Source organism: Streptococcus sp. 27098_8_69 (assembly GCF_041432445.1).
GTDB lineage: Bacteria > Bacillota > Bacilli > Lactobacillales > Streptococcaceae > Streptococcus.
Genome location: NZ_JAPVZO010000017.1, coordinates 1 through 25,842 on the forward strand (window position 1 = coordinate 1; position 25,842 = coordinate 25,842).

Sequence of the window (25,842 nt, forward strand, 5' to 3'; positions counted from 1 at the left end):
AGTAGAAACTCCAGCTAAGGTAACACCAAATGCACCAAGAACTGAAAAACCAGCTAAGATTGAAATCACACGCAAACCAAATGGTGATGCAGTCGTAACGCCTAAGAAACCAGATGGCTCAACTTACCCATCAGGCAGCAAGGTTGTGATTCCAGGTGAAAACAACACACCAATCACAGTCACAATCGGCGACAATGGTTCAGGTGAAGTACCAAATGATAAGCTTCCTAAGAAAGATGTCCCAGGTACAGGAACAGTAACCGAACCGAACAAGAAACCATCACAACCAGTGGATGTAACAACACCAGGTCAAAAGACACCAACAGTAGATGTTGAACAAGATCCTAAGACAGGTGACGTTACAGTAACACCGAAGAAACCAGATGGCACAACATACCCACCAGGCACTACGGTAGAAATCCCAGGTAAAGATGGAAACCCAATCACAGTAACAATCGGTGAAGACGGTAAAGGTAAAGTACCAAACAGCGAATTACCAGACGGTAAAGTTCCAGGTACAGGTAAGATTACTGAACCAGGTAAACCAGCTGTTGAAGTTCCAGTAACAACACCAGGTAAGGTAACACCAGAAACACCAACAGATCCAATTCCAGATGTACCAGTGACACCTGATACTAATGGAGGTTCTGGTCAAGATACACCAGCACCAGCTACTCCAACTCCAAATGCAGTTACTCCGAATGCAGATCAGGTAGATACTAAGACTACTGTTGATAATGGAGCTAAGTCAAATGATTCTCAAAATGTGTTGCCAAATACAGGAACAGAATCAAATGCGACTCTTGCATCTCTAGGTCTTCTTGGTATTCTAGGTGGTCTCGGACTTGCTTTGGGAAAGAAAAAAGAAGACTAAAAAATTAGTTAAATAAACATTCATTCTTTTGTGTTATAAAGACAAACTAGATTGGTTCTGGGAATCGTGTTAGTCATAAAATAAAAAGAATGTTTAGATAAAGAAAGCGAACAATGCTAGGATTTTGTTAAACGGAATTCTAAGTATTGTTCGCTTTTGTGGTATAATAAATACTATGCATAAGAAACCGACATCAGCCTATGTGCATATTCCGTTTTGCACACAGATTTGTTATTATTGTGACTTTTCAAAGGTCTTTATTAAAAATCAGCCAGTAGACAGCTATCTAGAGCATCTACTGCAAGAATTTCATTCTTATGATATTCAAAAATTGCGTACACTCTATATTGGTGGTGGGACACCGACAGCCTTGTCCGCTTCTCAATTGGAAGTTTTGTTAGATGGATTAACTAAAAATCTGGACTTATCAATGTTGGAAGAGTTGACCATTGAGGCCAATCCTGGTGACCTGGATGCTGATAAGATTGCTGTTTTGAAAAATTCTGCAGTCAATCGTGTTTCACTAGGTGTTCAAACCTTTGATGACAAAATGTTGAAAAAAATTGGGCGTAGTCATTTGGAGAAGGATATTTATGAAAATATCGATCGCCTCAAACTTGCTGGTTTTGACAATATTTCCATTGACTTAATTTACGCACTTCCTGGTCAGACTATGGATCAGGTCAAGGACAATGTTGCCAAGGCTATTGCCCTTGATATTCCTCATATGAGTCTCTATAGCTTAATTTTGGAAAATCATACGGTCTTTATGAATCGTATGAGACGAGGGAAATTACCACTTCCAAAGGAAGAATTAGAAGCAGAGATGTTTGACTATATCATTGCAGAGCTAGAAAGAGCTGGATTTGAGCATTATGAGATTTCTAACTTTTCTATGCCAGGCTTTGAAAGTCGTCACAATCTTATGTACTGGGACAATGCCGAGTATTATGGAATCGGTGCTGGTGCGTCTGGCTATGTAGACGGTGTTCGCTATAAAAACCATGGGCCGATCCGCCGTTATTTAAAGGCGGTAGAAGAGGGAAGTGCTCGTATCAATGAAGAACACTTGAGTCAAAGGGAGCAAATGGAAGAAGAGATGTTTCTCGGCCTTCGCAAGAAGTCAGGAGTTTCCATGGCACGCTTTGAAGAAAAATTTGGACGGTCTTTCCAGGAACTTTATGGAGATGTTGTTAGAGAATTGATTCAACAAGGTCTTATGCAGGTTGAGGGTGATTGTGTTCGTATGACCAAGAGAGGTCTCTTCTTAGGTGATACAGTAGCAGAACGATTTATATTGGAGTAAAATTATGGGCTTAACTTATCAAATGAAGATGAAAATTCCTTTTGATATGGCTGACATGAATGGTCATATCAAGATACCAGATGTGATCTTGTTGTCCCTCCAGGTCTCAGGGATGCAGTCAATTGAACTGGGAGTGAGTGATAAGGATGTTTTAGAACAGTATAATCTGGTCTGGATTATCACAGATTATGATATTGACGTGGTTCGTTTGCCTCGTTTTGCTGAGGAAATCACCATTGAAACAGAAGCTTTGACCTATAATCGTCTTTTTTGCTACCGCCGATTTACTATTTATGATGAAGATGGTCAAGAAATCATTCATATGGTAGCTACCTTTGTCCTTATGGATCGTGAGAGTCGAAAGGTTCATCCTGTAGTACCAGAAATTGTCGCTCCTTATCAATCTGAGTTTTCTAAGAAACTGGTCCGTGGGCCAAAATATACAGAGCTGGAAGAAGCGATAAGCAAGGACTACCACGTTCGTTTTTATGACTTGGATATGAATGGTCACGTCAATAACAGCAAATACTTAGATTGGATTTTTGAGGTCATGGGAGCAGATTTTCTGACCAATCATGTTCCTAAAAAAATCAACCTCAAATATGTCAAGGAAGTTCGACCAGGCGGAATGATTACTTCTAGTTATGAATTGAATGAACTAGAAAGCAATCACCAAGTTACAAGTGATGGCGACATCAATGCTCAGGCAAAAATAACTTGGCAAGAAATTAACAAAGATTAGAAAGAAAGATATGACTTATAAAGGTTATTTAATTGATTTAGACGGAACAATCTATAAGGGAAAAGATAGAATCCCAGCAGGAGAAGCTTTTGTTCATGAGTTACAAAAAAGAGAGATTCCTTATCTTTTTGTGACAAACAACACCACTCGTACACCTGAGAGTGTTCAAGAGATGCTAGCCAATCAGTTTAACATCGACACGCCTGTTTCGACGATCTATACTGCAACCTTAGCGACTATCGATTACATGAATGATCTAGGACTTGATAAGACAGTTTATGTCATCGGAGAATCAGGGCTCAAGGAAGCCATTCAAGCAGCAGGATACGTTGAAGATAAAGAAAATCCAGCCTATGTGGTTGTTGGCTTGGACTGGCAAGTAGACTATGAAAAATTTGCTACGGCAACCCTAGCTATTCATAAAGGAGCTCATTTTATCGGTACTAACCCTGATTTGAACATCCCGACGGAACGAGGTCTTTTGCCTGGTGCTGGTTCACTGGTTACTCTGCTCGAAGCAGCAACTCGCGTAAAACCAGTTTATATTGGAAAACCTAATGCGATTATTATGGACAAGGCTGTTGAACACCTAGGACTTGAGCGAGAAGAAATTGTCATGGTGGGTGATAATTACCTGACTGATATTCGAGCTGGTATTGACAATGGCATTCCTAGCCTTTTGGTGACGACAGGATTTACAAAACCTGAAGAAGTAGCGGATTTACCAATTGCACCAACTCATGTCCTTTCAAGTCTAGCGGAGTGGGATTTCGATGAAAACTAAGTTTACTTTTGTAGGAAGTATTCTCTTTCTCCTCTCGCTTGCTATTTTATTGACCATTTACCTGGCTTGGTTGGTCTATCCTCAGGAAATTTCTTGGTTAAACTTGACAAATCGTGTTCATCTGCAACCTCAGACCATCCAGCATAATTTTAATGTTTTGATGGATTATTTGACCAATCCGTTGAGTCAGGTATTAGCAATGCCAGATTTTCCTTCATCTGCATCTGGAATCTATCATTTTGCAGTTGTGAAGGGACTCTTCCATCTGGCTCAAGGTGTAGCAATCGTAACGCTACCGATTTTCTATCTTTTTTGGAAGCAGATCATTCAGAAAGGATTTCTATCTCTCTACCGTAGAGGAATTTTAATCATGCTCTCGCTACCTTTGGTACTTGGTTTAGTTGGAGTTTTCATTGGATTTGAGCAGTTCTTTACTTTGTTTCATCAAATTCTTTTTGTAGGTGATGATACCTGGCTATTTGATCCAGCAAAGGATCCTGTCATTCTTATCCTACCAGAGGACTTTTTCCTCCATGCCTTTCTCCTATTTTTCTGCTTGTATGAATTGATTTTTGGATTTCTGTACCTACAGAGTAGAAAAACAAATAGATAAGTCAAGAAAAGTATTACTGATTCCAAATAAGATGTAGGAAAAACTATCGTTTGTAACATGAATATTTCTATATTTAAGCAAAACATTCACATTTGATTCTAAAAAACCTATTTTTCTTGAAAAAGTAGGTTTTTTTACGGAAATAACTAGTCAAGCGCTTTATTTTTTTGTATAATAGGAATAGAAAAGTATGTAAAGAAGAGGAAAGCATGATTACACTATTTTTATCACCGAGTTGTACATCATGTCGTAAAGCAAAGGCCTGGCTCGAGAATCATAAAGTGCCCTTCCAAGAGCATAATATTATGACCAGCCCTTTAACGAGAAAAGAACTGCAACACATTCTTTCCTTGACCGAAAATGGTACTGATGACATCATCTCGACTCGTTCAAAGATTTTTCAAAAATTGAATATTGATGTAGAGAGTATCTCAGTATCGGAGTTGCTTCATTTAATTGAGCAGTATCCGAGTCTTTTGCGTCGTCCGATTATTATTGACGCAAAGCGGATGCAAATCGGTTTTAATGAAGATGAGATTCGTGCTTTTCTCCCTCGTAGTTACCGTAAACAAGAACTGAAAGAAGCTACATTGAGAGCTGGTATTAATTAGATGAATAAACAGTATAGTTACCCACTAGATTTGTCGTGGAGCACTGAAGAACTTGCTTCAGTGCTTTCTTTTTTTAATGATGTTGAAGCAGCCTATGAGACTAAGATAGAAGCAAAGAAACTATTAGATTCCTATAAGGAATTCAAAGCGGTTGTTCCAAGCAAGAGTGAAGAGAAACGCTTGGGCCGTGAATTTGAATCTGCGAGTGGTTATTCCTTCTATCGAGCTGTCCAATTAGCTAAAGAACAAAGGGAAGGGAAGATTTCGCTTGGAAAATAAATTTGCATTTGCCAAAGAAATTGTCAAGGAAGCAGGAAACTATATTCTAGCTCACATGCAGGAAGATTTGCATATTGAGAGAAAATCATCCCCTACAGACTTGGTGACTCGTTTGGACAAGGAAGTTCAGAATTTTTTGGTTGATAAGATTCGTTCGCGTTATCCTGATGACCAATTTTGTGCAGAAGAAGGCTGTCTGCGTACTTCAGTTGAACACGGATCTGTTTGGGTCATTGATCCCATTGATGGTACCAACAACTTTGTCGCCCAAGGTGAAGATTTTGCCATTATGGTAGCTTATTTTGAAAACGGTGTGGGTCGGTTTGGGATCATTTATGATGTCATGAAAGGTCATTGTTATCATGGAGGAGGTGCTTTTCAGGCCTATCTCAATGAAGAACCCTTACCTAATTTTAAGGATCACCCCTTGCGAGATTTTCTAATTGCGAGTAATGCTGGCATGTTGGAAACAAACGCTTGGGGTGTAGCAGAATTAGCTAATGCTTCACTCGGCGTACGAATATATGGAAGCGCGGCTATTAGTTTTTCAAAAATATTATCTGGTCAGCTATTGACCTATATCAGTTATCTCCAACCTTGGGATTATGCTGCAGCTAGCATCATTGGAGAAAGTTTAGGTTATCAAATTGTAACCTTAAGTGGAGAGCCGTTGGATTTTCACACACGACAACCAATCATGATGGTTCCAACAGACAAGTTGGCAGAAATCCAATCCTATATCTATGAAAGGAAATAAACTTACATGCAATTTCCAGAAGGATTTGTAAAAAAATATGAAGCAATATTGGGAGATGAGGCAAGAGCTTTTCTTGCCTCTTTTGATGATGAGGCAGTTTCCGCCTTTCGCATCAATCCCTTAAAAGAAAGCCAAGTTTCTTTTTCAGATGCTATTCCACATACACCTTGGGGCTATTATGGCAAGGTTTCAGGGAAATCACCTGAGCATGTAACAGGCTTGGTCTATTCCCAAGAACCTGCTGCACAAATGGTTGCACAAGTAGCTCAACCAAAACCAGGCATGAAGGTCTTGGATTTGGCAGCGGCTCCCGGTGGGAAATCAACTCAACTGGCAGCTTATCTTGCAGGCGAAGGACTACTTGTTTCCAATGAAATTTCTAGCAAGCGAGCTAAGATTTTGGTTGAAAATATGGAGCGTTTTGGTGCAACAAATGTTGTTGTAACCAATGAATCTGCCGATCGTTTGGCTAAAGTATTTAAGGGATATTTTGACCTAATTGTCCTAGATGCACCATGCTCTGGAGAAGGGATGTTCCGAAAACAGCCAGATGCCATGGATTATTGGAGTGTAGAATATCCAAGCCAATGTGCTGACTTGCAGCGTGAAATTCTAGAGGATGCGGTCACCATGTTAGCTGATGGTGGTCGTTTGGTCTATTCGACTTGTACATGGGCTCCAGAAGAAAACGAAGAAATTATCAAATGGTTGCTGGATAGTTATGATTTTGAATTGATTCCAATCGAACCTATCAATGATATGGCTCCTGGGATTGATTTTCCAGAGACAGCTCGGATGTACCCACATCGTTTTAAGGGAGAAGGTCAGTTCGTGGCCCATCTTCAGTTTAAAGGTCAAAACAAGGCTGGGAAGTTCAAATCTTCTAAGACTAATCTCAGTCGCGAACAGTTGAGTTTATGGCAAGATTTTGAAAAAAAACATCTAAAGATTAATTTGCCAGGTATTTTACAGACTTTTGGAGACCAACTGTATCTCTTACCAGCAGTCCTACCAGATTTGGGTAAACTTAGGATTGCACGAAACGGACTTCATCTTGGAACCTTTAAGAAAAAACGTTTTGAACCAAGTTTTGCTCTTGGTTTAGCCTTAAAACCAAGCCAAGTCAAGCAAGTCATTGAAATACATCAAGAAGACTTCGTTAAATACGTGGCCGGTGAAACAGTTCAGCTGTCTGAAACTTTGCCAAATGGCTGGTATCAAGTTTTGGTTGGTGGGAATGGTCTAGGTTTTGCAAAAGTGACCGGAAATACTCTAAAGAATTATTTCCCCAAGGGCTTGAGGTTTAAGGTAAAAAACTAGTCAAAATCAGTATTCTATGTTATAGTGGAAGTATGGATTTTTTGCATAAAACAATAGAAAATAGGGCGAAATTCCAAGCTATTCATCATTATTTTCAAGGAGACAAATAGTGAAAAAAATTAAAAAACTCACCCTCTTTCTTGCAACCTTTTTACTTGCTGGTTCACTAGCAGGATGTGCAAGTTGGATTGATCGTGGGGAGTCAATGACGGCTGTTGGCTCAACTGCCCTCCAACCTTTAGTCGAGGCGGCAGCAGATGAATTTGCATCAGCTCATATCGGTAAAACGGTCAATGTTCAAGGAGGAGGTTCTGGTACAGGACTGTCTCAGGTTCAATCAGGAGCAGTAGATGTTGGGAACTCGGATGTATTTGCTGAGGAAAAAGACGGTATTGATGCTTCAGCCTTGGTCGATCATAAGGTAGCTGTTGCAGGTTTGGCTGTTATTATCAATAAAGAAGTAGATGTTGATAATCTAACGACAGATCAACTCCGACAAATCTTCACTGGAGAAATTACCAACTGGAAAGAAGTCGGCGGGAAAGATTTAGCCATCTCTATAATCAACCGTGCGGCTAGTTCAGGTTCTCGTGCAACCTTTGATAGTGTGATCATGAATGGTCAATCAGCAATGCAAAGTCAGGAACAGGATTCAAACGGGATGGTCAAATCAATCGTTTCTCAAACCCCTGGAGCTATTTCCTACCTAGCCTTTGCATATGTCGATGATTCGGTTGGGAAAATCAAACTCAATGGTTATGAACCAATTTCAGAGAATGTGACCACGAATAATTGGCCTTTGTGGTCTTATGAACATATGTATACACTTGGTGAGCCAAATGAATTGGTTGCCGAATTCTTAAACTTTATCCTTTCAGACGAAGCTCAGAACGGAATCGTTAAAGGAATGGGCTATATTTCTGTTAAGGAAATGAAGGTTGAAAAAGATGCTGCAGGAACTGTAACAGCGCTAGAAGGGAGTCAATAATGAATCAAGAAGAATTATCTAAAAAATTGCTCTCTCCGTCAAAGAACTCTCGTCTTGAGAAATTAGGGAGAAGTCTGACTTTTGCCTGCCTCTCTTTGATTGTTATCATTGTGGCTATGATTTTAATCTTTGTAGCCCAAAAAGGTTTGTCAACCTTCTTTGTCAATGGTGTGAATATCTTTGATTTTCTCTTTGGTGCAACTTGGAATCCATCAGGTAAACAGTTTGGCGCCCTTCCGATGATTTTGGGTTCCTTTATTGTTACCATTCTATCTGCTCTCATCGCAACACCATTTGCCATTGGGGCAGCTGTCTTTATGACAGAAGTATCACCAAAAGGGGCAAAGATTTTACAACCTGCTATTGAACTCCTAGTTGGGATTCCTTCGGTAGTTTATGGATTTATCGGTTTGCAGGTCGTGGTACCATTTGTACGTAGTGTCTTTGGTGGAACAGGTTTTGGTATTTTATCAGGAATTTTCGTTCTCTTTGTTATGATTTTGCCGACTGTAACTTTTATGACAACTGATAGCTTACGTGCAGTGCCTCGTCACTACCGTGAAGCAAGTTTAGCCATGGGAGCGACTCGTTGGCAAACCATCTGGCGTGTAACCTTGAAGGCTGCTCGTTCAGGTATTTTTACAGCAGTGGTTTTCGGGATGGCGCGTGCTTTTGGTGAAGCCCTTGCGATTCAGATGGTGGTCGGTAACTCAGCAGTTGTTCCAACATCATTGACGACACCAGCAGCGACTTTAACATCTGTATTGACCATGGGAATTGGTAATACCGTTATGGGAACTGTTGATAATAATGTTCTTTGGTCACTGGCCTTAGTATTGCTCTTGATGAGCTTGGCCTTTAACAGTGTGATTAAATTGATTACGAAAGAAAGAGGAAAGAAAAACTATGCACGCTAAGAAATTAGATAAACTTGCAACAGCTGTCCTCTATACCATCGCAGGAATCATTGTGACCATTCTTGCTTCCTTGATTCTCTATATCTTGGTTCGAGGCTTACCTCATGTTTCTTGGTCCTTCTTGACTGGAAAATCATCTTCTTACCAAGCAGGTGGAGGTATTGGAATTCAGCTTTATAATTCCTTCTTCCTTTTGGTCATCACCTTGTTCATCTCTGTGCCTTTGTCAATGGGAGCTGGGATTTACTTGGCTGAGTATGCCAAAAAAGGTTGTGTTACCAACTTCGTTCGTACCTGTATTGAGATTTTGTCTTCACTGCCATCAGTCGTAGTCGGTCTCTTTGGTTACCTTATCTTTGTCGTTCAGTTTGAATATGGATTTTCAATTATTTCAGGTGCCTTGGCTTTGACTGTCTTTAACCTTCCACAGATGACGCGTAATGTTGAAGACAGTTTGAAGCACGTTCACCATACACAACGTGAAGCTGGTTTAGCACTTGGACTTTCTCGTTGGGAAACAGTTCTTCATGTTGTTATCCCCGAAGCCCTACCTGGTATCGTAACAGGTATCGTGCTTGCATCCGGTCGTATCTTTGGTGAAGCTGCGGCTCTTATCTATACGGCAGGACAATCAGCACCAGCTCTTGACTGGTCAAACTGGAATGTCCTCAGCGTAACCAGTCCAATCTCAATCTTCCGTCAAGCAGAAACCTTGGCCGTCCATATCTGGAAAGTCAACAGTGAAGGAACTATTCCTGATGGAACCCTTGTTTCAGCAGGTTCTGCTGCGGTGCTCCTAATCTTTATCTTGATCTTTAACTTTGGAGCTCGCAAACTCGGAAGCTACCTACACAAGAAATTAACCGCTGCCTAAAGGAGAAGCCATGTCAAAATATAACTGGGATGAAAAGCATATCATCACCTTCCCTGAAGAAAAAGTGGCCCTCTCTACCAAAGATTTACATGTTTACTACGGTAAAAATGAATCCATCAAGGGCATCGATATGCAATTCGAAAAAAATAAAATCACGGCCCTGATTGGTCCGTCTGGATCTGGGAAATCAACCTATCTACGCAGTCTCAATCGTATGAATGATACCATTGATATTGCAAAGGTTACAGGCCAAATCCTCTATCAAGGAATTGACGTTAACCGTCCTGAGATCAATGTTTATGAAATGCGTAAACATATCGGAATGGTATTTCAACGTCCAAATCCATTTGCTAAATCAATCTATCGTAATATTACTTTTGCACATGAACGTGCAGGAGTCAAGGACAAGAAAGTCCTAGATGAAATTGTAGAAACATCTCTTCGTCAAGCTGCCCTCTGGGATCAGGTCAAAGACGACCTTCATAAGTCTGCCTTAACTCTATCAGGTGGTCAGCAGCAACGTCTTTGTATCGCTCGTGCAATCTCTGTTAAACCGGATATTCTCTTGATGGATGAACCGGCATCAGCTTTAGATCCGATTGCGACAGCTCAACTTGAGGAAACCATGCTTGAGTTGAAGAAGGACTTTACCATTATCATCGTAACTCACAGTATGCAACAGGCTGCTCGTGCTAGTGATTATACAGGATTTTTCTACTTGGGTGACTTGATTGAGTATGATAAAACTTCAAATATTTTCCAAAATGCTAAGCTACAGTCAACCAATGACTATGTAACTGGACACTTTGGTTAGAAAGGGAACAGTATGACAGAACCGATTTTACAGGTTTCAGACCTGTCAGTCTATTACAATAAAAAGAAGGCCTTGAATAGTGTTTCCTTATCATTCCAACCCAAGGAAATTACGGCCCTTATCGGTCCGTCTGGATCTGGGAAATCAACACTTCTAAAGGCTATTAACCGAATGGGTGACCTTAATCCTGAAGTGACGACAACTGGATCAGTGGTTTATAACGGTCACAACATCTATAGCCCTCGTACCGATACAGTTGAATTGCGTAAGGAAATTGGAATGGTATTCCAACAACCCAATCCTTTCCCTATGTCTATCTATGAAAATGTCGTTTATGGCCTTCGCATAAATGGAGAAAAGGATAAGCAGGTCTTAGATGAAGCAGTGGAGAAGGCTTTACAGCGTGCTTCAATCTGGGATGAAGTCAAAGACCGTTTGCATGACTCTGCTATTGGTCTTTCAGGTGGTCAACAGCAACGTGTTTGTGTAGCACGTGTATTGGCGACTAGTCCTAAAATCATTCTTTTGGATGAACCAACTTCAGCCTTGGACCCTATTTCTGCTGGTAAGATTGAGGAAACCTTGTATGGTCTAAAAGACAAGTACACCATGCTCTTGGTCACTCGTTCTATGCAGCAAGCATCTCGAATCTCTGATAAGACAGGATTTTTCCTCAATGGAGATTTGATTGAATTTAACGATACCAAGGATATGTTCCTCTATCCTCAACATAAGGAAACAGAGGACTACATTTCAGGTAAATTTGGATAAGGAGTGAGAAGATGTTACGATCTCAATTTGAAGAAGATTTAGAGAAATTGCATAATCAGTTTTATGCTATGGGACAAGAAGTTCTTTCCCAAATCAATCGTACCGTACGTGCTTTTGTAACGCATGACCGTGACATGGCTAAAGAAGTCATAGAGGAAGATGCAGAAGTAAACGAATACGAAGTGAAACTTGAAAAGAAATCATTTGAAATGATCGCCCTACAACAGCCAGTTTCACAAGACTTGCGAACAGTTTTGACAGTTTTAAAAGCTGTTTCAGACCTAGAACGTATGGGAGACCATGCAGTATCTATCGCAAAAGCAACGATTCGTATGAAGGGTGAGCAACGTATCCCTGCAGTTGAAGAAGAAATTAAAAAAATGGGTCGTGAAGTAAAAAACTTTGTTGAGGCTGCTTTAGAACTTTATTTGAATGGTTCTGTGGATCAAGCCTACGAAGTTGCAACTATGGATGAGAATATCAACCATTACTTTGATAGTATTCGAGACCTTGCTACAGAAGAAATCAAAAAACATCCAGAAGCTATCGTCACAGGTCGTGATTATTTCCAAGTTATCTCTTACTTGGAGCGTATTGGTGACTATGCCAAAAATATCTGTGAATGGGTTGTTTACTTTGAAACAGGTAAGATTGTTGAATTGTAAGATTGATTAATTATGCAAAAAAAGGAGCTTGTCAGTAAGTAAAAGCTCCTTTTTTGAAAGAAAAAATGAAAACTTTTCATAAAAATTTAAAATATGCTTGACAAACAAAGTTTATAGAGTTATAATTATACAAAATTAACAGAGAGGTTGTTTATTTATGAATTTTAAAAAATGGATATTTGTCTTATGTAGTTTTCTTGCAAGCTTCTTTTTAGTAGCTTGCCAATCGTCTAGTTCAAGCTCACAGTCTGCAGTGGAGGCCATCAAGCAAAAAGGGAAATTAGTGGTAGCAACTAGTCCAGACTATGCTCCCTTTGAGTTTCAATCCCTTGTAGATGGTAAGAACCAAGTCGTAGGTGCTGATATTGACATGGCGCAGGCAATCGCAGATGAACTTGGAGTGAAATTGGAAGTTTCAAGCATGAGTTTTGATAATGTCTTGACTAGTCTTCAGACAGGAAAAGCAGACCTAGCAATTGCGGGAATCAGTGCAACTGAAGAAAGACAAGAAGTCTTTGATTTCTCAATTCCATACTATGAAAATAAAATTAGCTTCCTTATCAGAAAGTCAGATCTTGAAAAATACAAGGATTTGGACTCTCTAGCAAGTGCTAATATTGCAGCTCAGAAAGGGACTGTTCCTGAATCTATGGTAAAAGAGCAACTTCCAAAGGCACAGTTGACTTCTTTGACAAACATGGGCGAAGCAGTCAATGAGCTTCAATCAGGTAAGGTTGATGCTGTTCATATGGATGAACCAGTTGCTCTAAGCTATGCTGCTAAGAACTCAGATTTGGCAGTAGCTACAGTAAGCTTGACTATGAAAGAAGGCGAAGCAAATGCTGTAGCTATCAAAAAAGGTAACTCAGATTTGAAGGAAGTGGTTGATAAGGTCATCCAAAAACTGAAAGATGACGGAACTTACCAAACTTATCTTGAAAAAGCTGCTAAACTAACAGAAGTAGAACAATAAAAAATAACAGAGTTGGATTTCAGTCCAGCTCTGTTTTTAAATAGCTTAGTGTTTCTTCAATATTTTCTAAAGGAACTTTTGCAAAGTGATAAGGGCAGTTCGCTAGATAGGAAGATTCAAAGAAGTCGAGTTCTAGAGGACTGTGTTTAAGACTAGCGATGCTAGGATAGTTCCTGAGATCAAGCAAAAGCCCATCATGAAGTGGATAGCTCGGTAGGGAAATGGGATAGCTTTGTAAGAGTTGTTGGATGTGCTCCTGACTTTTTTCTTGCAGTGCCAATCGTGCTAGTCTGTTTTTCTCAAAGAGTTGACTATTAATATAGAGTGATAGAGCCTTTTGCATGATAAGGTTGTTGTCATAGTCTAGAATGTTTTTATAGGTTACAAAAGCTTCCTTTATAGTGTTTGGAAGAAGAAGGGCAGTAATCCGAAGGGCAGGAAATAGACTGGTAGAAAAGGACTTGATATAGATGACCAAATCATGCTGGTCTAAATAATGAAAGGTTTGTCCCATTTTAGGATCCAAGTCACCCAGGTAGTCATCCTCAACGATATAAATCTGATATTTTGCAGCTAAGTCAAGGATAGCAAGTTTTTCCTCTTCAGAATAAGAATGCCCCAGAGGATAGTGGAAACGTGGAATGGTATAGAAGAACTTAATCTTTCCGCTTTTAAACTGGTCCTCAAGTTCTTTCAGGTCAATGCCGTCCACTCGACGTTCAATGGTTTGAAAGGGAAGATTTTGAGCTAGTAGCAGCTGGTTCATTCGATGATAGGTCGGTTGTTCGACCAGTATTTCCTGAGCTTGACCTGGAAAATCGATCTGAGAAAGAATAAACAGTGCTTGTTGGGTTCCAGACGTCATGACCAACTGGTCTGCCTTACTATAAATGGCTTGATCAAAGAGCAATGTCTGTACAGACTGACGTAATTCTTCTAAACCTTCTTGATGTTCATAGTAGTTGTAGAGATAATTTTCTCGCCCAATCAAGCTCTCATTGACACACAGACGAAAATCATCATAGGCAGCTGCGTGTTCATCATTGACTGAGATAATTAGATCTTCATGACTGGTTTGTTGCTCCAATACATAATAACCACTTTGAGGTTTGGAGTAGATATATTTCTCGTATCGGAGTTCTAAGAGTGCGCGTTGTATAGTGTCTTTGCTACAGTGAAAATCTTGACTGAGTTTTCGGATAGATGGCAGGCGACTTCCAGTTGGAAATCTACCTGATTCTATCTCATTTTTTAGATAGTGAACGACTTGTTCATACTTGCTTTCTTGCTTCATCCCAGACCTCTCATGATTTTGTTACATTGTACCTTTTTTTTAGAAGTTTGGCAATGTTATACTCTTCGAAAATCTCTTCAAACCGCGTCAACGTCGCCTTGCCGTATATATGTTACTGACTTCGTCAGTCCTATCCACAACCTCAAAACAGTGTTTTGAGCTGACTACGTCAGTTCCATCTACAACCTCAAAACAGTGCTTTGAGCAACCTGCGGCTAGTTTCCTAGTTTGCTCTTTGATTTTCATTGAGTATTAAAAGGCAGTCTAGCATTCAATTCTAATCAGAAATGTGATATACTTAGTAAGTAAAATTTTCAAAGAAGAGTGAGATGATGAAGGTGCAAGAACCAGTTAAATTATTCCAATACAATACTTTGGGAGCCTTGATGGCGGGACTTTACGGTGGAACCATGACCGTTGGTGAATTGCTTGAACATGGTGATTTAGGATTAGGAACCCTGGATTCTATCGATGGGGAGTTAATTGTCTTAGATGGAAAGGCTTATCAAGCTAAGGGGTCAGGTGATAAACCTGAAATCGTAGAAGTGTCGCCAGATGCTCTGATTCCTTATGCGGCAGTTGTACCTCACCAGGCAGAAGTTATTTTCCGTCAGCGTTTTGAAATGACTGATCAGGAACTTGAAAAACGTATTGAGTCCTATTATGATGGAGAAAATCTTTTCCGTTCCATCAAGATTCATGGTGATTTTAAGCATATGCATGTTCGTATGATTCCAAAATCAACAACTGAAACGAAGTTTGCTGAGGTTGCGACGCATCAGCCTGAATATAGCTGCGACAATGTCTCAGGAACTATCGTTGGTTTTTGGACACCTGAAATTTTCCATGGAGTTAGTGTTGCTGGTTATCATTTGCACTTCATTTCAGACGATCTAACCTTTGGTGGCCACGTTATGGACTTTGTCATCAAGGAAGGGATTGTAGAGGTGGGAGCTGTTGACCAGTTGGATCAACGTTTTCCTGTTCAGGATCGTCAGTATCTATTTGCTAAGTTTAATGTTGACGAGATGAAAAAAGATATCGAACAGGCAGAATAAAAGGAGTCATATATGAAAATTCATGTAATAATAACGATGCTGGCTTTATTTGCCTTTCTCATTGCAGCAGTTTGGTATGCAAGAAAGCAATACAAGATTAATTTTGCAGTTTTGGGACTTGGGGCAGTTGCATTTTTTGCTTCTTCTCAAGTCTTGGAAAAAATCGTTCATCTCTTGGTTCTCCACCCACAAAAGGATGGGACAGTTCCACTCATGACGGGAAATCCTCTTCTCTATGTGATTTACGGGATTTGTATGGCTGCTTTGTTTGAAGAAACAGCTCGACTTATTTTCTTTAAATGGTTGGAGAAGAAAAGAACTTTGGAAGATTCAGATGCTCTTGCTTATGGATTGGGGCATGGTGGTTTAGAGTTGATCTATATCGGGATTGCAAGTTTACTCAATCTCTTCATCCTCTTTTCAGCCGTAGAATCTCAAAATCCAAACATCATGCAACTCTTGCCTGAAAGCACGCTTGCTACGATTAACAATCTAGCAGCATGGCAGATTTACCTTTTGGGACTAGAGAGAATCCTAGCCTTGCTTCTTCAAGTCGGCTTGACCTTCTGGGTTTATCAAGCAGTTCGCCAAAAGAAATGGATTTACCTAGTAGCTGCTTATGGTTTACACGCCCTATTTGATTTGGCTCCGAGCCTATCTCAAGTTGGTTGGTTGTCAAATCCACTTCTAGTGGAGGTTATTCTTCTTGTAGAACTTCTGGCTTTTGTCTGGCTGACAAAATCTACATTTTGGAAAAAATCATCATAAAAAGAGGGAAACCTCTTTTTATTGTTCTCTGTTATCTCTGTTATTTGTCTGTTTATTAGCTCTTTGTAATTTTTTTCGCTTACCTAAAATTTAAAGTAGTGACTACTGCAAGCAGATAGGAATTAGTTTTTACAAACTGTGCTTGGACAAGCTGCTTAATGGAAGATATACTATTTACCACCTCAACATCAACTCTGTCAAAGACTACAAAAAAAATAAAATTTATTTCATTTTCCTCTTGACATGGAACGCGTTCCAAAATGTAAAATGGTATCAAAGGTTGGGAATGCGCATTTAAACCGACCTATCACACGCTAGCGGATAAAGAAGAAAAGAGGACAAAATTATGACCATCAAACGTATTTTTTCAGATATGGACGGCACCCTTCTAAATTCTGAGGGCCGCGTTTCTAGCGAGAATAGCAAGGCTATCCGTGATGCCCAAATTCCTTTAACTCTAGTTTCTGCTCGAGCTCCCATGGAAATGCGAGAGGCTATAGAGGAACTCCAGTTGACTGGACCTCAAGTTGCCTTTAACGGCGGTTTGATTTATCAACTTGTGGAGGGGAAAGTCAAACCCCTTCATACAGATATCCTTCCTAGAAAGACAGCACAGACTATTTTACAGGCAGTGCGCAAGCATTTTCCACACATTAGTATCAGCTATTATGATATGACGCACTGGTATTGTGATACAATAGATGAAGGGATTCGCCTAGAGTACAGCATCACACGCCAGACACCGACCCTGCAAAACAAGGACGAGTTTCTAGCGGTCAAGGATAATACTTTCAAAATTATGATGATTGCCCTAGATAATGATGACTTATTGTCTTTGGAAAAATATTTACAATCACTGGACTTAGGTGATGTCAGCATTCTTCGATCTGGCCAGTACCATCTGGAAATTACCAGCAAAACCGCTAAAAAATCAAAAGGTATTGCCTATATTCTCAAAAAAGAAGGTTTAGACAAGAGCCAGACTGCTGCCTTTGGTGATGGGCACAACGATATTCCAATGCTCGAGATGGTGGGTTATCCTATCGTGATGGACAATGCATTTCCTGACATCAAAGAGCTAGCTTATAAGGTTACGCGTAGTAATGATGATCACGGTGTCGGCTATGGCATACGTAAGTATCTTAAAAAATTGAACTAATCACGTGTTTGGAGGGCGTCAATCCTCCCATAGAAAGAAAACAATGACAAATATTCGAAAAATTGCCAAACTGAGTGGCTATTCTGTTTCTAGCGTATCACGGGTTATTAATAACCATCCTCATGTTTCAGAGGAAGCTCGCCAGAAAATTTTGCAAGTTATGGAGGAATTGGACTATCGTCCCAACATCCTAGCTCAGGAATTAAGTTCAGGTTCGACTCGTAGGGTTGGTGTTGTAATTCCCTACACAACACTCCATCCATATTTCAGTCAGTTACTGAATGGGCTTTTGGATGCGGCCTTGGCTCATAACCACACCCTGCTCATCCTACCTTCGCGATATGATATAGATTTGGAAAAAAATTACCTGGAGCAACTTCGAGGACGGGCCTTCGACAGTCTGATTTTCACCTCTCGCAGTGTTGACATAGAAACCATTGCTTCTTACGCTAAGTATGGCAACATTGTCTGCTGCGAGGAAGTGCAGGAACCCAATCTGAGCAGCGTCTATGTGAACCGGATCCATGCCTGCAAGACAGCCTTCAACTGGATTAAAGACCAGGGAAAAAGCAAGATTGCTTTGCTATTTACTCGAAAAGACTTAAAAAGTTCTACTTATCGTCTAACCATGGAAGCTTATAAGGAAGTCTTTGGTGGGAAAGAGGAACCTCTGATTTTGGACGGAATTTCCACAGGAGAGGATGCTTATGAACAAGGAGACAGCTTGATTAAGCATGATTTAGACTGTATTTTTAGCAATGGAGATGATGTAGCAACTGGTGTAGTTCGCTATTATCAGGAGAAAAATCTTGAATTACCCTTGTTGATTGGCCAAGAAAAGCAATTGACAGGAGAGGTACTGGGGATTCCTACCATTGATAACAAATCCTACCAACTCGGTCAGGAAAGTTTCAAACAAGCACTCTCGGACGAAAAACGGACCATTATCCTACAATCGGAGTTTATCATACGATGATAAAATAGGCTCAAGCGACAACCGTCACTTGAGACCTGTTTTTCTTTTATACAGCATCCGTAAACAAACTAGGATGCAGATGCTTAGGCAGGCAATTAAAACCAGACGATAAGGATCAAACTCTGAGCTAGAACTAGATAGGTGCACCAAGTTTCCAGAGAGATAAAAGACTAGTACACTAACAAGATAGGCAATTCCCTGATAAATATTCCAAATAGTAAAGGGGTTGGGGCTAGCTGCCTGGTGTTTGACTAGGGAAATGTAGAGTCCCCATAGAGCTCCGACAGCTCCATTTAACACGCCCCAACCGATGCTCCAAAAAACTGTATAGGATGCAGCATCATGGGGAAGAAAGAATATCAAAAGAATCTCGCATCCCGTCATCACTAACAAGATTGTGAAAAACAAAGAACGTCTTTTCTCAAAACAAGGACCTGCAAGAGTGAGGGCCAGTACATTTCCCAACAGGCTCATACTCGAATACAAAGATACAAGGTTTGCGGACAGGTGTAATACCTGTACCATATAGAGGACATTCATGGTTAAGGTTACATATAAAATCAAGCTATCTAAAAGTAGGATACGAAGATGGTTCCAGATTTGTTTTTTCAAAACCTGCCAATCCATCCGCCCTGTTTCTTGATGATTTTGAAACAAATGATAGTCTGTCTGTAACTGTTTCAAAAGGATAAACTGCAAAAATAAACTAACAAGTGCAATCCCTAGTAGGCAACGATAATGGAATGAAGTCAGCTCCTTTCCTATATAAAAGGAAATAAGGAGAGTATAAAAGCTAGTTACCAGCTGAAATAAACCTAAGTGACTGAGAAATTTTGCACGGGATTTTTCTTCTGTTACCAATAGTATCAAAGGATTCCAAGCCAGTCCAAAGCCTAGCTCCACGGTTATCTGATACAGAACTAGAAAAACAGTGTAGATAGAAAAAGTCACCCTTTCATAGGGGATTACAACTAATATTGCTATCAAACACAGCTTAGACAGTACACTCCACCGCATTAAGTCAAGGAGATTTTTCCTTCGCATCAGATAAGACAAGGGAATGCGGACAAGGGCAATAATGGGCAGCATGGTAATCAGCCAGCTATTTTGCAAATCACTAAAACCTAAAATCTGACTCATAAAAAGAATCATAAAGTCACCTGTGATGGTGATAGAGATAATTTGATTACTGAGGCTGAGCCCTACTATACTAGATTGATACGATTTTTTCATACGTTCTCCTTTCTTGGCCCATTATAAACCAACGTTTATCGCTTTTCTAGGAGTTCATGATGAAGAAATATGCACTTATGTTGCAAGGAGAAAGTATTTATGAAACTTTGGAACTATTTTAAAGAAACATCCAAGGAATTTTACCTTGAAGAATGTGGGATTGATGATTTTTCTAACTTTCCGTTTTACGATTATACTGTTTTTCAGGATTTTGTCATTCACTGGATTTGCGAAGGGAAAGGTTACTTGGAAGTTGATGGTCAAACTTATTCTTTGGAGAAAAATGATGGTTTTATCCTAAAAAAAGGACAAAAAGTACGTTATTGGGCCAATCAAGAAGATCCTTGGACAACCTATTGGTTGGGATTTTCTGGTGAAAAACTGACCGAATACCTCCAAAACACACAAGTATTTTCTGAGCCTGTTTGTCATTTTTGTAGTCATTTTAAAAGTCGGGAAATCATTGAAGACATTTGTCACAAAACGGCAGAAAATAAGCAAAAGGAAAGCTGGTACCGTATGCAAGTGTTTACCTTCCTCTACTATTTGCAGGAAGAACTTCCAGCAGAAATGCCACTGAGCACCATTCAATTCCCTGTCGAAAAAGCTGCACAGATTTTGCTGCAACAGTACTCACAAGATATCTCCATTCAGGACTTGGCATCCCAAGTCGGACTCAGTCGCAGCACCTTGTTTCGTCAGTTTAAGAAACATTACCATAAATCTCCTCAGCAATTTCTCCTTGAAACCCGTCTGCTAAAGGCAAGAACTCTCCTAACTGATACAGATTTGTCTATAAAAGAAATTACCATGGAAGTCGGATATCAGGATCAGCTAGTCTTTTCAAAGGCTTTTAAGAATTATTTCTCTATAAGTCCTAAATTTTATCGCCAAGGCTGGGAAAATCATCCAACTGATTAGAATACATTCTATTTAGGATGGTCTTATTGGTTACTTCAAGTTCAGATAGATTCGATAAAAAAAATTTTTTTAAACTGCATCCCAAAAGTTAGACAGTATACATCTAATTCTTGGGGTGTTTTTATTCACATCAATCATTTGAAAAAGCTAACCAAATCATCGAAAAATAGAGCTAAAAATGGTATAATGGAATGAGTTTTATAAAAGGAATAGAAAAATGACCGTATTAGATAAACTAAATGAAACCCTAGAAGGAATCGATATTCGATTCGATGAACCGCTAAAAACTTATACCTATACCAAAGTTGGAGGAAAGGCAGATTATTTAGTTTTTCCACGCAATCGTTATGAGATGGCTCGTGTGGTAAAATTTGCCAATCAGGAAAACATTCCTTGGATGGTGCTTGGAAATGCAAGTAACATTATCGTCCGTGAAGGTGGAGTCCGTGGTTTTGTAGTCATGTGTGACAAGCTCAATAATGTTTCGGTTGATGGTTATACTATTGAGGCAGAAGCTGGAGCTAACTTGATTGAAACCACTCGTATTGCCCTTCGTCATAGTTTGACGGGCTTTGAGTTTGCTTGTGGTATTCCAGGAAGCGTCGGTGGTGCTGTCTTTATGAATGCTGGCGCTTATGGTGGTGAGATTGCTCATGTTCTCCAGTCTTGTAAAGTCTTGACTAAGGAGGGTGAAATCGAAACCTTGTCTGCTAAAGACTTGAACTTTGGTTACCGTCATTCAGCTATTCAAGCATCAGGGGCAGTAGTCCTTTCTGCTAAGTTCGCCCTAGCTCCAGGTAATCACCAAGTCATCAAACAGGAGATGGACCGCTTGACTCATCTTCGTGAACTCAAGCAACCTTTAGAGTATCCTTCATGTGGATCAGTTTTTAAACGTCCAGTGGATCATTTTGCAGGTCAATTGATTGCAGAAGCAGGCTTGAAAGGTTATCGTATCGGTGGGGTTGAAGTTTCTGAAAAGCATGCAGGCTTTATGGTCAATATTGCTGATGGAACTGCTAAGGACTATGAGAAATTGATCGAGTCTGTCATTGAGAAGGTTAAAGAACACTCAGGTGTTACTCTTGAGCGAGAAGTTCGTATCTTGGGTGAACATGAGTAAATAGTAGAAATAGCCTAGCTGCTACTAACTAGAAATGTAAAGGGGGTGAAAGCCTATCGGTAGCGAAGATGTATGCAGGTGGTTTTACTCCCTGCAAGAGGTAGTGGCGGCCTGACAGAGCCCTGATCTGTTAATCTATGAAAAAGAAGGAATTTATGCCAATTGAAAAAACCAATTATCGAATTCAGAAACGTTTCTAAAGTTTTTGAAGATAGCAACACCAAGGTTCTCAAGGATATTAACTTTGAGTTGGAAGAAGGGAAGTTCTATACACTTCTCGGTGCCTCAGGATCTGGTAAATCAACCATCCTCAATATCATTGCAGGTTTGCTGGATGCAACAACTGGTGATATCATGCTAGACGGTGTCCGTATCAATGACATCCCGACCAATAAACGTGATGTTCATACGGTCTTCCAGTCTTATGCCTTGTTCCCACATATGAATGTGTTTGAAAATGTTGCTTTTCCATTGCGATTGCGTAAGGTCGATAAAAAAGAAATCGAAAAACGTGTATTAGAAGTTCTCAAGATGGTTCAGCTAGAAGGATTTGAAAAACGTTCGATCCGTAAACTATCTGGAGGACAACGTCAGCGTGTAGCTATTGCGCGTGCTATCATTAACCAGCCTCGTGTGGTCTTGTTGGATGAACCTTTGTCAGCCCTTGACTTGAAGTTGCGGACAGACATGCAGTACGAACTACGTGAACTGCAACAACGCTTGGGCATCACCTTTGTCTTTGTTACCCATGATCAGGAAGAAGCCTTGGCCATGAGTGACTGGATCTTCGTTATGAATGACGGTGAAATTGTTCAGTCTGGAACACCTGTGGACATCTACGATGAGCCGATTAACCATTTTGTTGCGACCTTTATCGGTGAGTCAAATATCTTGCCAGGGACCATGATTGAGGACTACTTGGTCGAGTTCAACGGCAAACGCTTTGAAGCGGTCGACGGTGGGATGAAGCCAAATGAACCAGTCGAAGTCGTCATTCGTCCAGAGGACTTGCGCATTACTCTTCCAGAAGAAGGAAAACTTCAAGTTAAGGTCGATACGCAGCTCTTCCGTGGGGTTCACTATGAGATTATCGCCTATGATGAACTTGGCAATGAATGGATGATTCACTCAACTCGTAAGGCCATCGTTGGTGAGGAAATCGGTCTGGACTTTGAGCCAGAAGACATCCACATCATGCGTCTTAATGAAACAGAAGAAGAGTTCGATGCTCGTATCGAGGAATATGTAGAAATCGAAGAGCAAGAAGCAGGTTTGATTAACGCTATCGAGGAGGAAAGAGATGAAGAAAACAACCTCTAAACTCTTTGTAGTGCCCTACATGCTTTGGATTGCACTCTTTGTTTTGGCACCCTTGTTCTTGATCTTCGGACAATCCTTTTTCAATATCGAAGGCCAGTTCAGTTTAGAAAACTATAAATCTTACTTTGCGTCACAAAATTTGACCTATCTTAAAATGAGTCTCAACTCTGTCCTCTATGCAGGGATTGTGACTTTAGTGACGCTTCTTATCAGTTATCCAACAGCCCTCTTTTTGACTCGTCTTAAACACCGTCAACTCTGGCTTATGCTAATTATCCTACCAACTTGGATCAACCTTCTCCTTAAGGCCTATGCCTTTATCGGGATTTTTGGTCAAAATGGCTCTATCAACCAATTCCTAGAATTTATCGGAATTGGTTCTCAGCAGTTGCTCTTTACGGATTTCTCATTTATCTTTGTCGCAAGCTACATTGAGCTTCCATTTATGATTTTGCCTATCTTCAACGTTCTGGATGATATGGATAATAATCTCATCAATGCCAGCTATGACTTAGGTGCAACCAAGTGGGAAACCTTCCGCCATGTCATCTTCCCTCTTTCAATGAATGGGGTAAGAAGTGGGGTTCAATCTGTCTTTATCCCAAGTTTGAGTCTCTTCATGTTGACCCGTTTGATTGGTGGGAACCGAGTGATTACTTTGGGGACTGCTATCGAGCAGAACTTCCTGACCAATGACAACTACGGTATGGGTTCAACTATCGGTGTTGTTCTTATCCTGACTATGTTTATCACTATGTGGGTGACTAAGGAAAGGAGAGAACGATGAAAAAAATTGCCAATCTCTACCTAGCCTTTGTCTTTATCGTCCTTTATTTGCCAATCTTTTACTTGATCGGCTATGCCTTTAATGCAGGCGATGATATGAATAGCTTTACAGGCTTTAGCTGGACTCACTTTGAAACCATGTTTGGTGATGGGAGACTCATGCTGATTTTGGTTCAAACCTTTTTCTTGGCCTTCCTATCAGCCTTGATTGCGACAGTAATTGGGACTTTTGGGGCTATCTACATCTACCAATCACGCAAAAAATACCAAGAAGCCTTTTTATCGCTCAATAATATTTTGATGGTTGCGCCAGATGTTATGATTGGTGCCAGCTTCTTGATTCTCTTTACCCAGCTCAAGTTTTCACTTGGTTTTCTGACAGTTTTGTCCAGTCACGTGGCCTTCTCGATTCCAATCGTAGTGCTTATGGTTTTGCCGCGATTGAAAGAGATGAATGGGGATATGATTCATGCGGCCTATGACCTTGGAGCTAGCCAGTTCCAGATGTTTAAGGAAATTATGCTTCCTTACCTAACGCCGTCTATCATCGCAGGCTACTTTATGGCTTTCACCTATTCATTAGATGACTTTGCTGTGACCTTCTTTGTAACAGGGAATGGATTTTCAACTCTCTCAGTCGAGATTTACTCTCGGGCTCGTAAGGGAATTTCGCTTGAAATCAATGCTCTTTCAGCCTTGGTCTTTCTCTTTAGTATTATCCTAGTTGTAGGGTATTACTTCATTTCACGTGAGAAGGAGGAGCAAGCATGAAACGACTCTATTCATTTTTAGCTGGAATTTTAGCAATTATCCTTGTCTTGTGGGGAATTTCCTATCATCTTGACAGTAAAATCAATAGTCGCGATAGTCAAAAATTGGTTATCTACAACTGGGGAGATTATATCGATCCTCAACTTCTAGAGAAATTTACAGAAGAAACCGGAATTCAAGTCCAGTACGAAACCTTTGACTCCAACGAAGCCATGTACACGAAAATCAAGCAGGGTGGAACAACCTATGATATTGCCATCCCAAGTGAGTACATGATTAATAAGATGAAGGATGAAGACCTTTTGGTTCCACTGGATTATAGTAAGATTGAGGGCATTGAGAATATCGGTTCTGAATTTCTCAACCAGTCCTTTGATCCCAACAACCAGTACTCTATCCCATACTTCTGGGGGACCTTGGGAATTGTCTATAATGAGACTATGGTGGAAGAAGCGCCTGAACACTGGGACGACCTTTGGAAGCCAGAGTATAAAAACTCTATCATGCTCTTTGATGGAGCGCGTGAAGTGCTTGGTTTAGGTCTTAACTCACTAGGCTATAGCCTCAACTCTAAAGATCCACAGCAGTTGGAGGAAACAGTAGATAAACTCTACAAGCTAACACCGAATATCAAGGCTATTGTTGCGGATGAGATGAAGGGTTATATGATTCAGAACAATGCTGCCATCGGTGTGACCTTCTCAGGAGAAGCCAGCCAGATGCTAGAGAAAAATGAAAATCTTCGCTATGTCGTACCGACAGAGGCAAGTAATCTCTGGTTTGACAATATGGTCATTCCTAAGACTGTCAAGAACCAGGATGCAGCCTATGCCTTCATCAATTTTATGTTAAAACCTGACAATGCTCTAAAAAATGCAGAGTATGTCGGCTATTCAACACCAAACAATGCTGCTAAGGAAATGCTCCCAGAGGAGACAAAAGAAGACAAGTCCTTCTATCCAGATGCAGATACTATGAAACACCTAGAGGTCTATGAGAAATTTGACCATAAATGGACAGGTATCTATAGTGACCTCTTCCTACAATTTAAGATGTATCGGAAGTAGGAATAAATAAAAGAACGAATCAGTCAGACTGATTCGTTCTTTTAATAGAAGGCGGTAACAAAGATGAAAATGTCTGTT

28 protein-coding genes are annotated in these 25,842 nt (G+C 40.2%); 26 read left to right on the top strand and 2 right to left on the bottom strand.

All coding sequences use genetic code 11. The features are described from left to right. The 16 genes from O3658_RS06890 to O3658_RS06965 all read left to right on the top strand — a co-directional run. A partial coding sequence (locus O3658_RS06890) for an LPXTG cell wall anchor domain-containing protein (RefSeq protein WP_371560284.1) occupies positions 1-874 on the top strand: 874 nt, incomplete at its 5' end. A gap of 175 nt (positions 875-1,049) precedes the next feature. Next, entirely contained in the window at positions 1,050-2,180 is a 1,131-nt protein-coding gene (gene hemW, locus O3658_RS06895; RefSeq protein WP_371560286.1) for a radical SAM family heme chaperone HemW, read from the top strand. 4 nt (positions 2,181-2,184) lie between these two features. Beyond that, positions 2,185-2,922, top strand: coding sequence for an acyl-ACP thioesterase domain-containing protein (locus O3658_RS06900; protein ID WP_371560288.1), 738 nt, complete (start codon positions 2,185-2,187; stop codon positions 2,920-2,922). Between the two features lie 10 nt (positions 2,923-2,932). Next, positions 2,933-3,706, top strand: a complete 774-nt coding sequence (locus O3658_RS06905; RefSeq protein WP_049530900.1) for a TIGR01457 family HAD-type hydrolase — start codon at positions 2,933-2,935, stop codon at positions 3,704-3,706. Continuing rightward, complete coding sequence (locus O3658_RS06910; protein ID WP_371560292.1) at positions 3,696-4,319, top strand: TIGR01906 family membrane protein; 624 nt, start codon at positions 3,696-3,698, stop codon at positions 4,317-4,319. Before O3658_RS06905 ends, O3658_RS06910 begins: the two co-directional genes overlap by 11 nt. 209 nt (positions 4,320-4,528) lie before the next feature. Then, positions 4,529-4,930, top strand: coding sequence for a Spx/MgsR family RNA polymerase-binding regulatory protein (locus O3658_RS06915; RefSeq protein ID WP_045763368.1), 402 nt, complete (start codon positions 4,529-4,531; stop codon positions 4,928-4,930). Beyond that, entirely contained in the window at positions 4,931-5,209 is a 279-nt protein-coding gene (locus O3658_RS06920; protein WP_371560294.1) for a UPF0223 family protein, read from the top strand. Next, positions 5,199-5,966 carry an inositol monophosphatase family protein gene (locus O3658_RS06925; RefSeq protein ID WP_371560296.1) on the top strand — a complete coding sequence of 256 codons (768 nt, stop codon included), beginning with the start codon at positions 5,199-5,201 and terminating at the stop codon, positions 5,964-5,966. Before O3658_RS06920 ends, O3658_RS06925 begins: the two co-directional genes overlap by 11 nt. A 6-nt stretch (positions 5,967-5,972) precedes the next feature. Beyond that, positions 5,973-7,286 (top strand): RsmF rRNA methyltransferase first C-terminal domain-containing protein, encoded by a 1,314-nt coding sequence (locus O3658_RS06930; protein ID WP_371560298.1) that lies wholly within the window; start codon positions 5,973-5,975, stop codon positions 7,284-7,286. A 109-nt stretch (positions 7,287-7,395) separates the two neighbouring features. Then, positions 7,396-8,274, top strand: a complete 879-nt coding sequence (locus tag O3658_RS06935) for a phosphate ABC transporter substrate-binding protein PstS (protein WP_371560300.1) — start codon at positions 7,396-7,398, stop codon at positions 8,272-8,274. Next, positions 8,274-9,191 carry a phosphate ABC transporter permease subunit PstC gene (pstC, locus tag O3658_RS06940; protein WP_248034071.1) on the top strand — a complete coding sequence of 306 codons (918 nt, stop codon included), beginning with the start codon at positions 8,274-8,276 and terminating at the stop codon, positions 9,189-9,191. The genes O3658_RS06935 and pstC overlap by 1 nt, the downstream gene beginning before the upstream one ends. Continuing rightward, positions 9,181-10,065, top strand: coding sequence for a phosphate ABC transporter permease PstA (gene pstA, locus O3658_RS06945; protein ID WP_371560303.1), 885 nt, complete (start codon positions 9,181-9,183; stop codon positions 10,063-10,065). The genes pstC and pstA overlap by 11 nt, the downstream gene beginning before the upstream one ends. A gap of 10 nt (positions 10,066-10,075) precedes the next feature. Further along, positions 10,076-10,879, top strand: a complete 804-nt coding sequence (gene pstB, locus O3658_RS06950) for a phosphate ABC transporter ATP-binding protein PstB (protein WP_049495126.1) — start codon at positions 10,076-10,078, stop codon at positions 10,877-10,879. A 12-nt stretch (positions 10,880-10,891) separates the two neighbouring features. Further along, positions 10,892-11,650, top strand: coding sequence for a phosphate ABC transporter ATP-binding protein PstB (gene pstB / locus O3658_RS06955; RefSeq protein WP_045763360.1), 759 nt, complete (start codon positions 10,892-10,894; stop codon positions 11,648-11,650). Between the two features lie 11 nt (positions 11,651-11,661). Then, positions 11,662-12,315, top strand: a complete 654-nt coding sequence (phoU, locus tag O3658_RS06960) for a phosphate signaling complex protein PhoU (RefSeq protein ID WP_371560306.1) — start codon at positions 11,662-11,664, stop codon at positions 12,313-12,315. A gap of 157 nt (positions 12,316-12,472) precedes the next feature. After that, positions 12,473-13,288, top strand: coding sequence for an ABC transporter substrate-binding protein (locus tag O3658_RS06965; protein WP_049526966.1), 816 nt, complete (start codon positions 12,473-12,475; stop codon positions 13,286-13,288). A 19-nt stretch (positions 13,289-13,307) separates the two neighbouring features. On the opposite strand, the gene O3658_RS06970 is transcribed toward O3658_RS06965, so the two are convergent. Continuing rightward, the gene (locus O3658_RS06970) at positions 13,308-14,582 is read right to left on the bottom strand and encodes a PLP-dependent aminotransferase family protein (protein ID WP_371560308.1); all 1,275 of its coding nucleotides are present in this window, start codon (positions 14,580-14,582) and stop codon (positions 13,308-13,310) included. Between the two features lie 329 nt (positions 14,583-14,911). Here O3658_RS06970 and budA point away from each other — a divergent pair, with 329 nt between their 5' ends. From budA to O3658_RS06990, 4 genes are all read left to right on the top strand, one after another. Next, complete coding sequence (gene budA, locus O3658_RS06975; RefSeq protein WP_371560310.1) at positions 14,912-15,640, top strand: acetolactate decarboxylase; 729 nt, start codon at positions 14,912-14,914, stop codon at positions 15,638-15,640. 12 nt (positions 15,641-15,652) lie between these two features. After that, positions 15,653-16,408, top strand: coding sequence for a YhfC family intramembrane metalloprotease (locus O3658_RS06980; protein ID WP_371560312.1), 756 nt, complete (start codon positions 15,653-15,655; stop codon positions 16,406-16,408). Positions 16,409-16,754: 346 nt separating this feature from the next. Next, the gene (locus tag O3658_RS06985; RefSeq protein WP_371560314.1) at positions 16,755-17,567 is read left to right on the top strand and encodes an HAD family hydrolase; all 813 of its coding nucleotides are present in this window, start codon (positions 16,755-16,757) and stop codon (positions 17,565-17,567) included. Between the two features lie 43 nt (positions 17,568-17,610). Then, entirely contained in the window at positions 17,611-18,543 is a 933-nt protein-coding gene (locus O3658_RS06990) for a LacI family DNA-binding transcriptional regulator (protein ID WP_371560316.1), read from the top strand. A gap of 24 nt (positions 18,544-18,567) precedes the next feature. Here the strand turns inward: O3658_RS06990 and O3658_RS06995 are convergent, their stop codons facing one another. Continuing rightward, entirely contained in the window at positions 18,568-19,776 is a 1,209-nt protein-coding gene (locus tag O3658_RS06995; RefSeq protein WP_371560318.1) for a hypothetical protein, read from the bottom strand. Positions 19,777-19,875: 99 nt separating this feature from the next. Between O3658_RS06995 and O3658_RS07000 the strand changes: the two genes are divergently transcribed. From O3658_RS07000 to O3658_RS07025, 6 genes are all read left to right on the top strand, one after another. Next, the gene (locus O3658_RS07000) at positions 19,876-20,697 is read left to right on the top strand and encodes a helix-turn-helix domain-containing protein (protein ID WP_371560320.1); all 822 of its coding nucleotides are present in this window, start codon (positions 19,876-19,878) and stop codon (positions 20,695-20,697) included. Positions 20,698-20,914: 217 nt separating this feature from the next. Beyond that, on the top strand, positions 20,915-21,820 hold the full coding sequence (gene murB / locus O3658_RS07005; protein ID WP_371560322.1) for a UDP-N-acetylmuramate dehydrogenase: 906 nt from the start codon (positions 20,915-20,917) through the stop codon (positions 21,818-21,820). 162 nt (positions 21,821-21,982) lie between these two features. Continuing rightward, positions 21,983-23,140 (top strand): ABC transporter ATP-binding protein, encoded by a 1,158-nt coding sequence (locus O3658_RS07010; RefSeq protein ID WP_075230684.1) that lies wholly within the window; start codon positions 21,983-21,985, stop codon positions 23,138-23,140. Continuing rightward, entirely contained in the window at positions 23,121-23,927 is an 807-nt protein-coding gene (locus O3658_RS07015; RefSeq protein WP_371560326.1) for an ABC transporter permease, read from the top strand. Before O3658_RS07010 ends, O3658_RS07015 begins: the two co-directional genes overlap by 20 nt. Continuing rightward, positions 23,924-24,697: an ABC transporter permease gene (locus O3658_RS07020; RefSeq protein WP_371560328.1), complete on the top strand. Its 774-nt coding sequence runs from the start codon at positions 23,924-23,926 to the stop codon at positions 24,695-24,697. The genes O3658_RS07015 and O3658_RS07020 overlap by 4 nt, the downstream gene beginning before the upstream one ends. Then, positions 24,694-25,764: an ABC transporter substrate-binding protein gene (locus tag O3658_RS07025; protein ID WP_371560330.1), complete on the top strand. Its 1,071-nt coding sequence runs from the start codon at positions 24,694-24,696 to the stop codon at positions 25,762-25,764. The genes O3658_RS07020 and O3658_RS07025 overlap by 4 nt, the downstream gene beginning before the upstream one ends. Positions 25,765-25,842 lie beyond the last annotated feature (78 nt).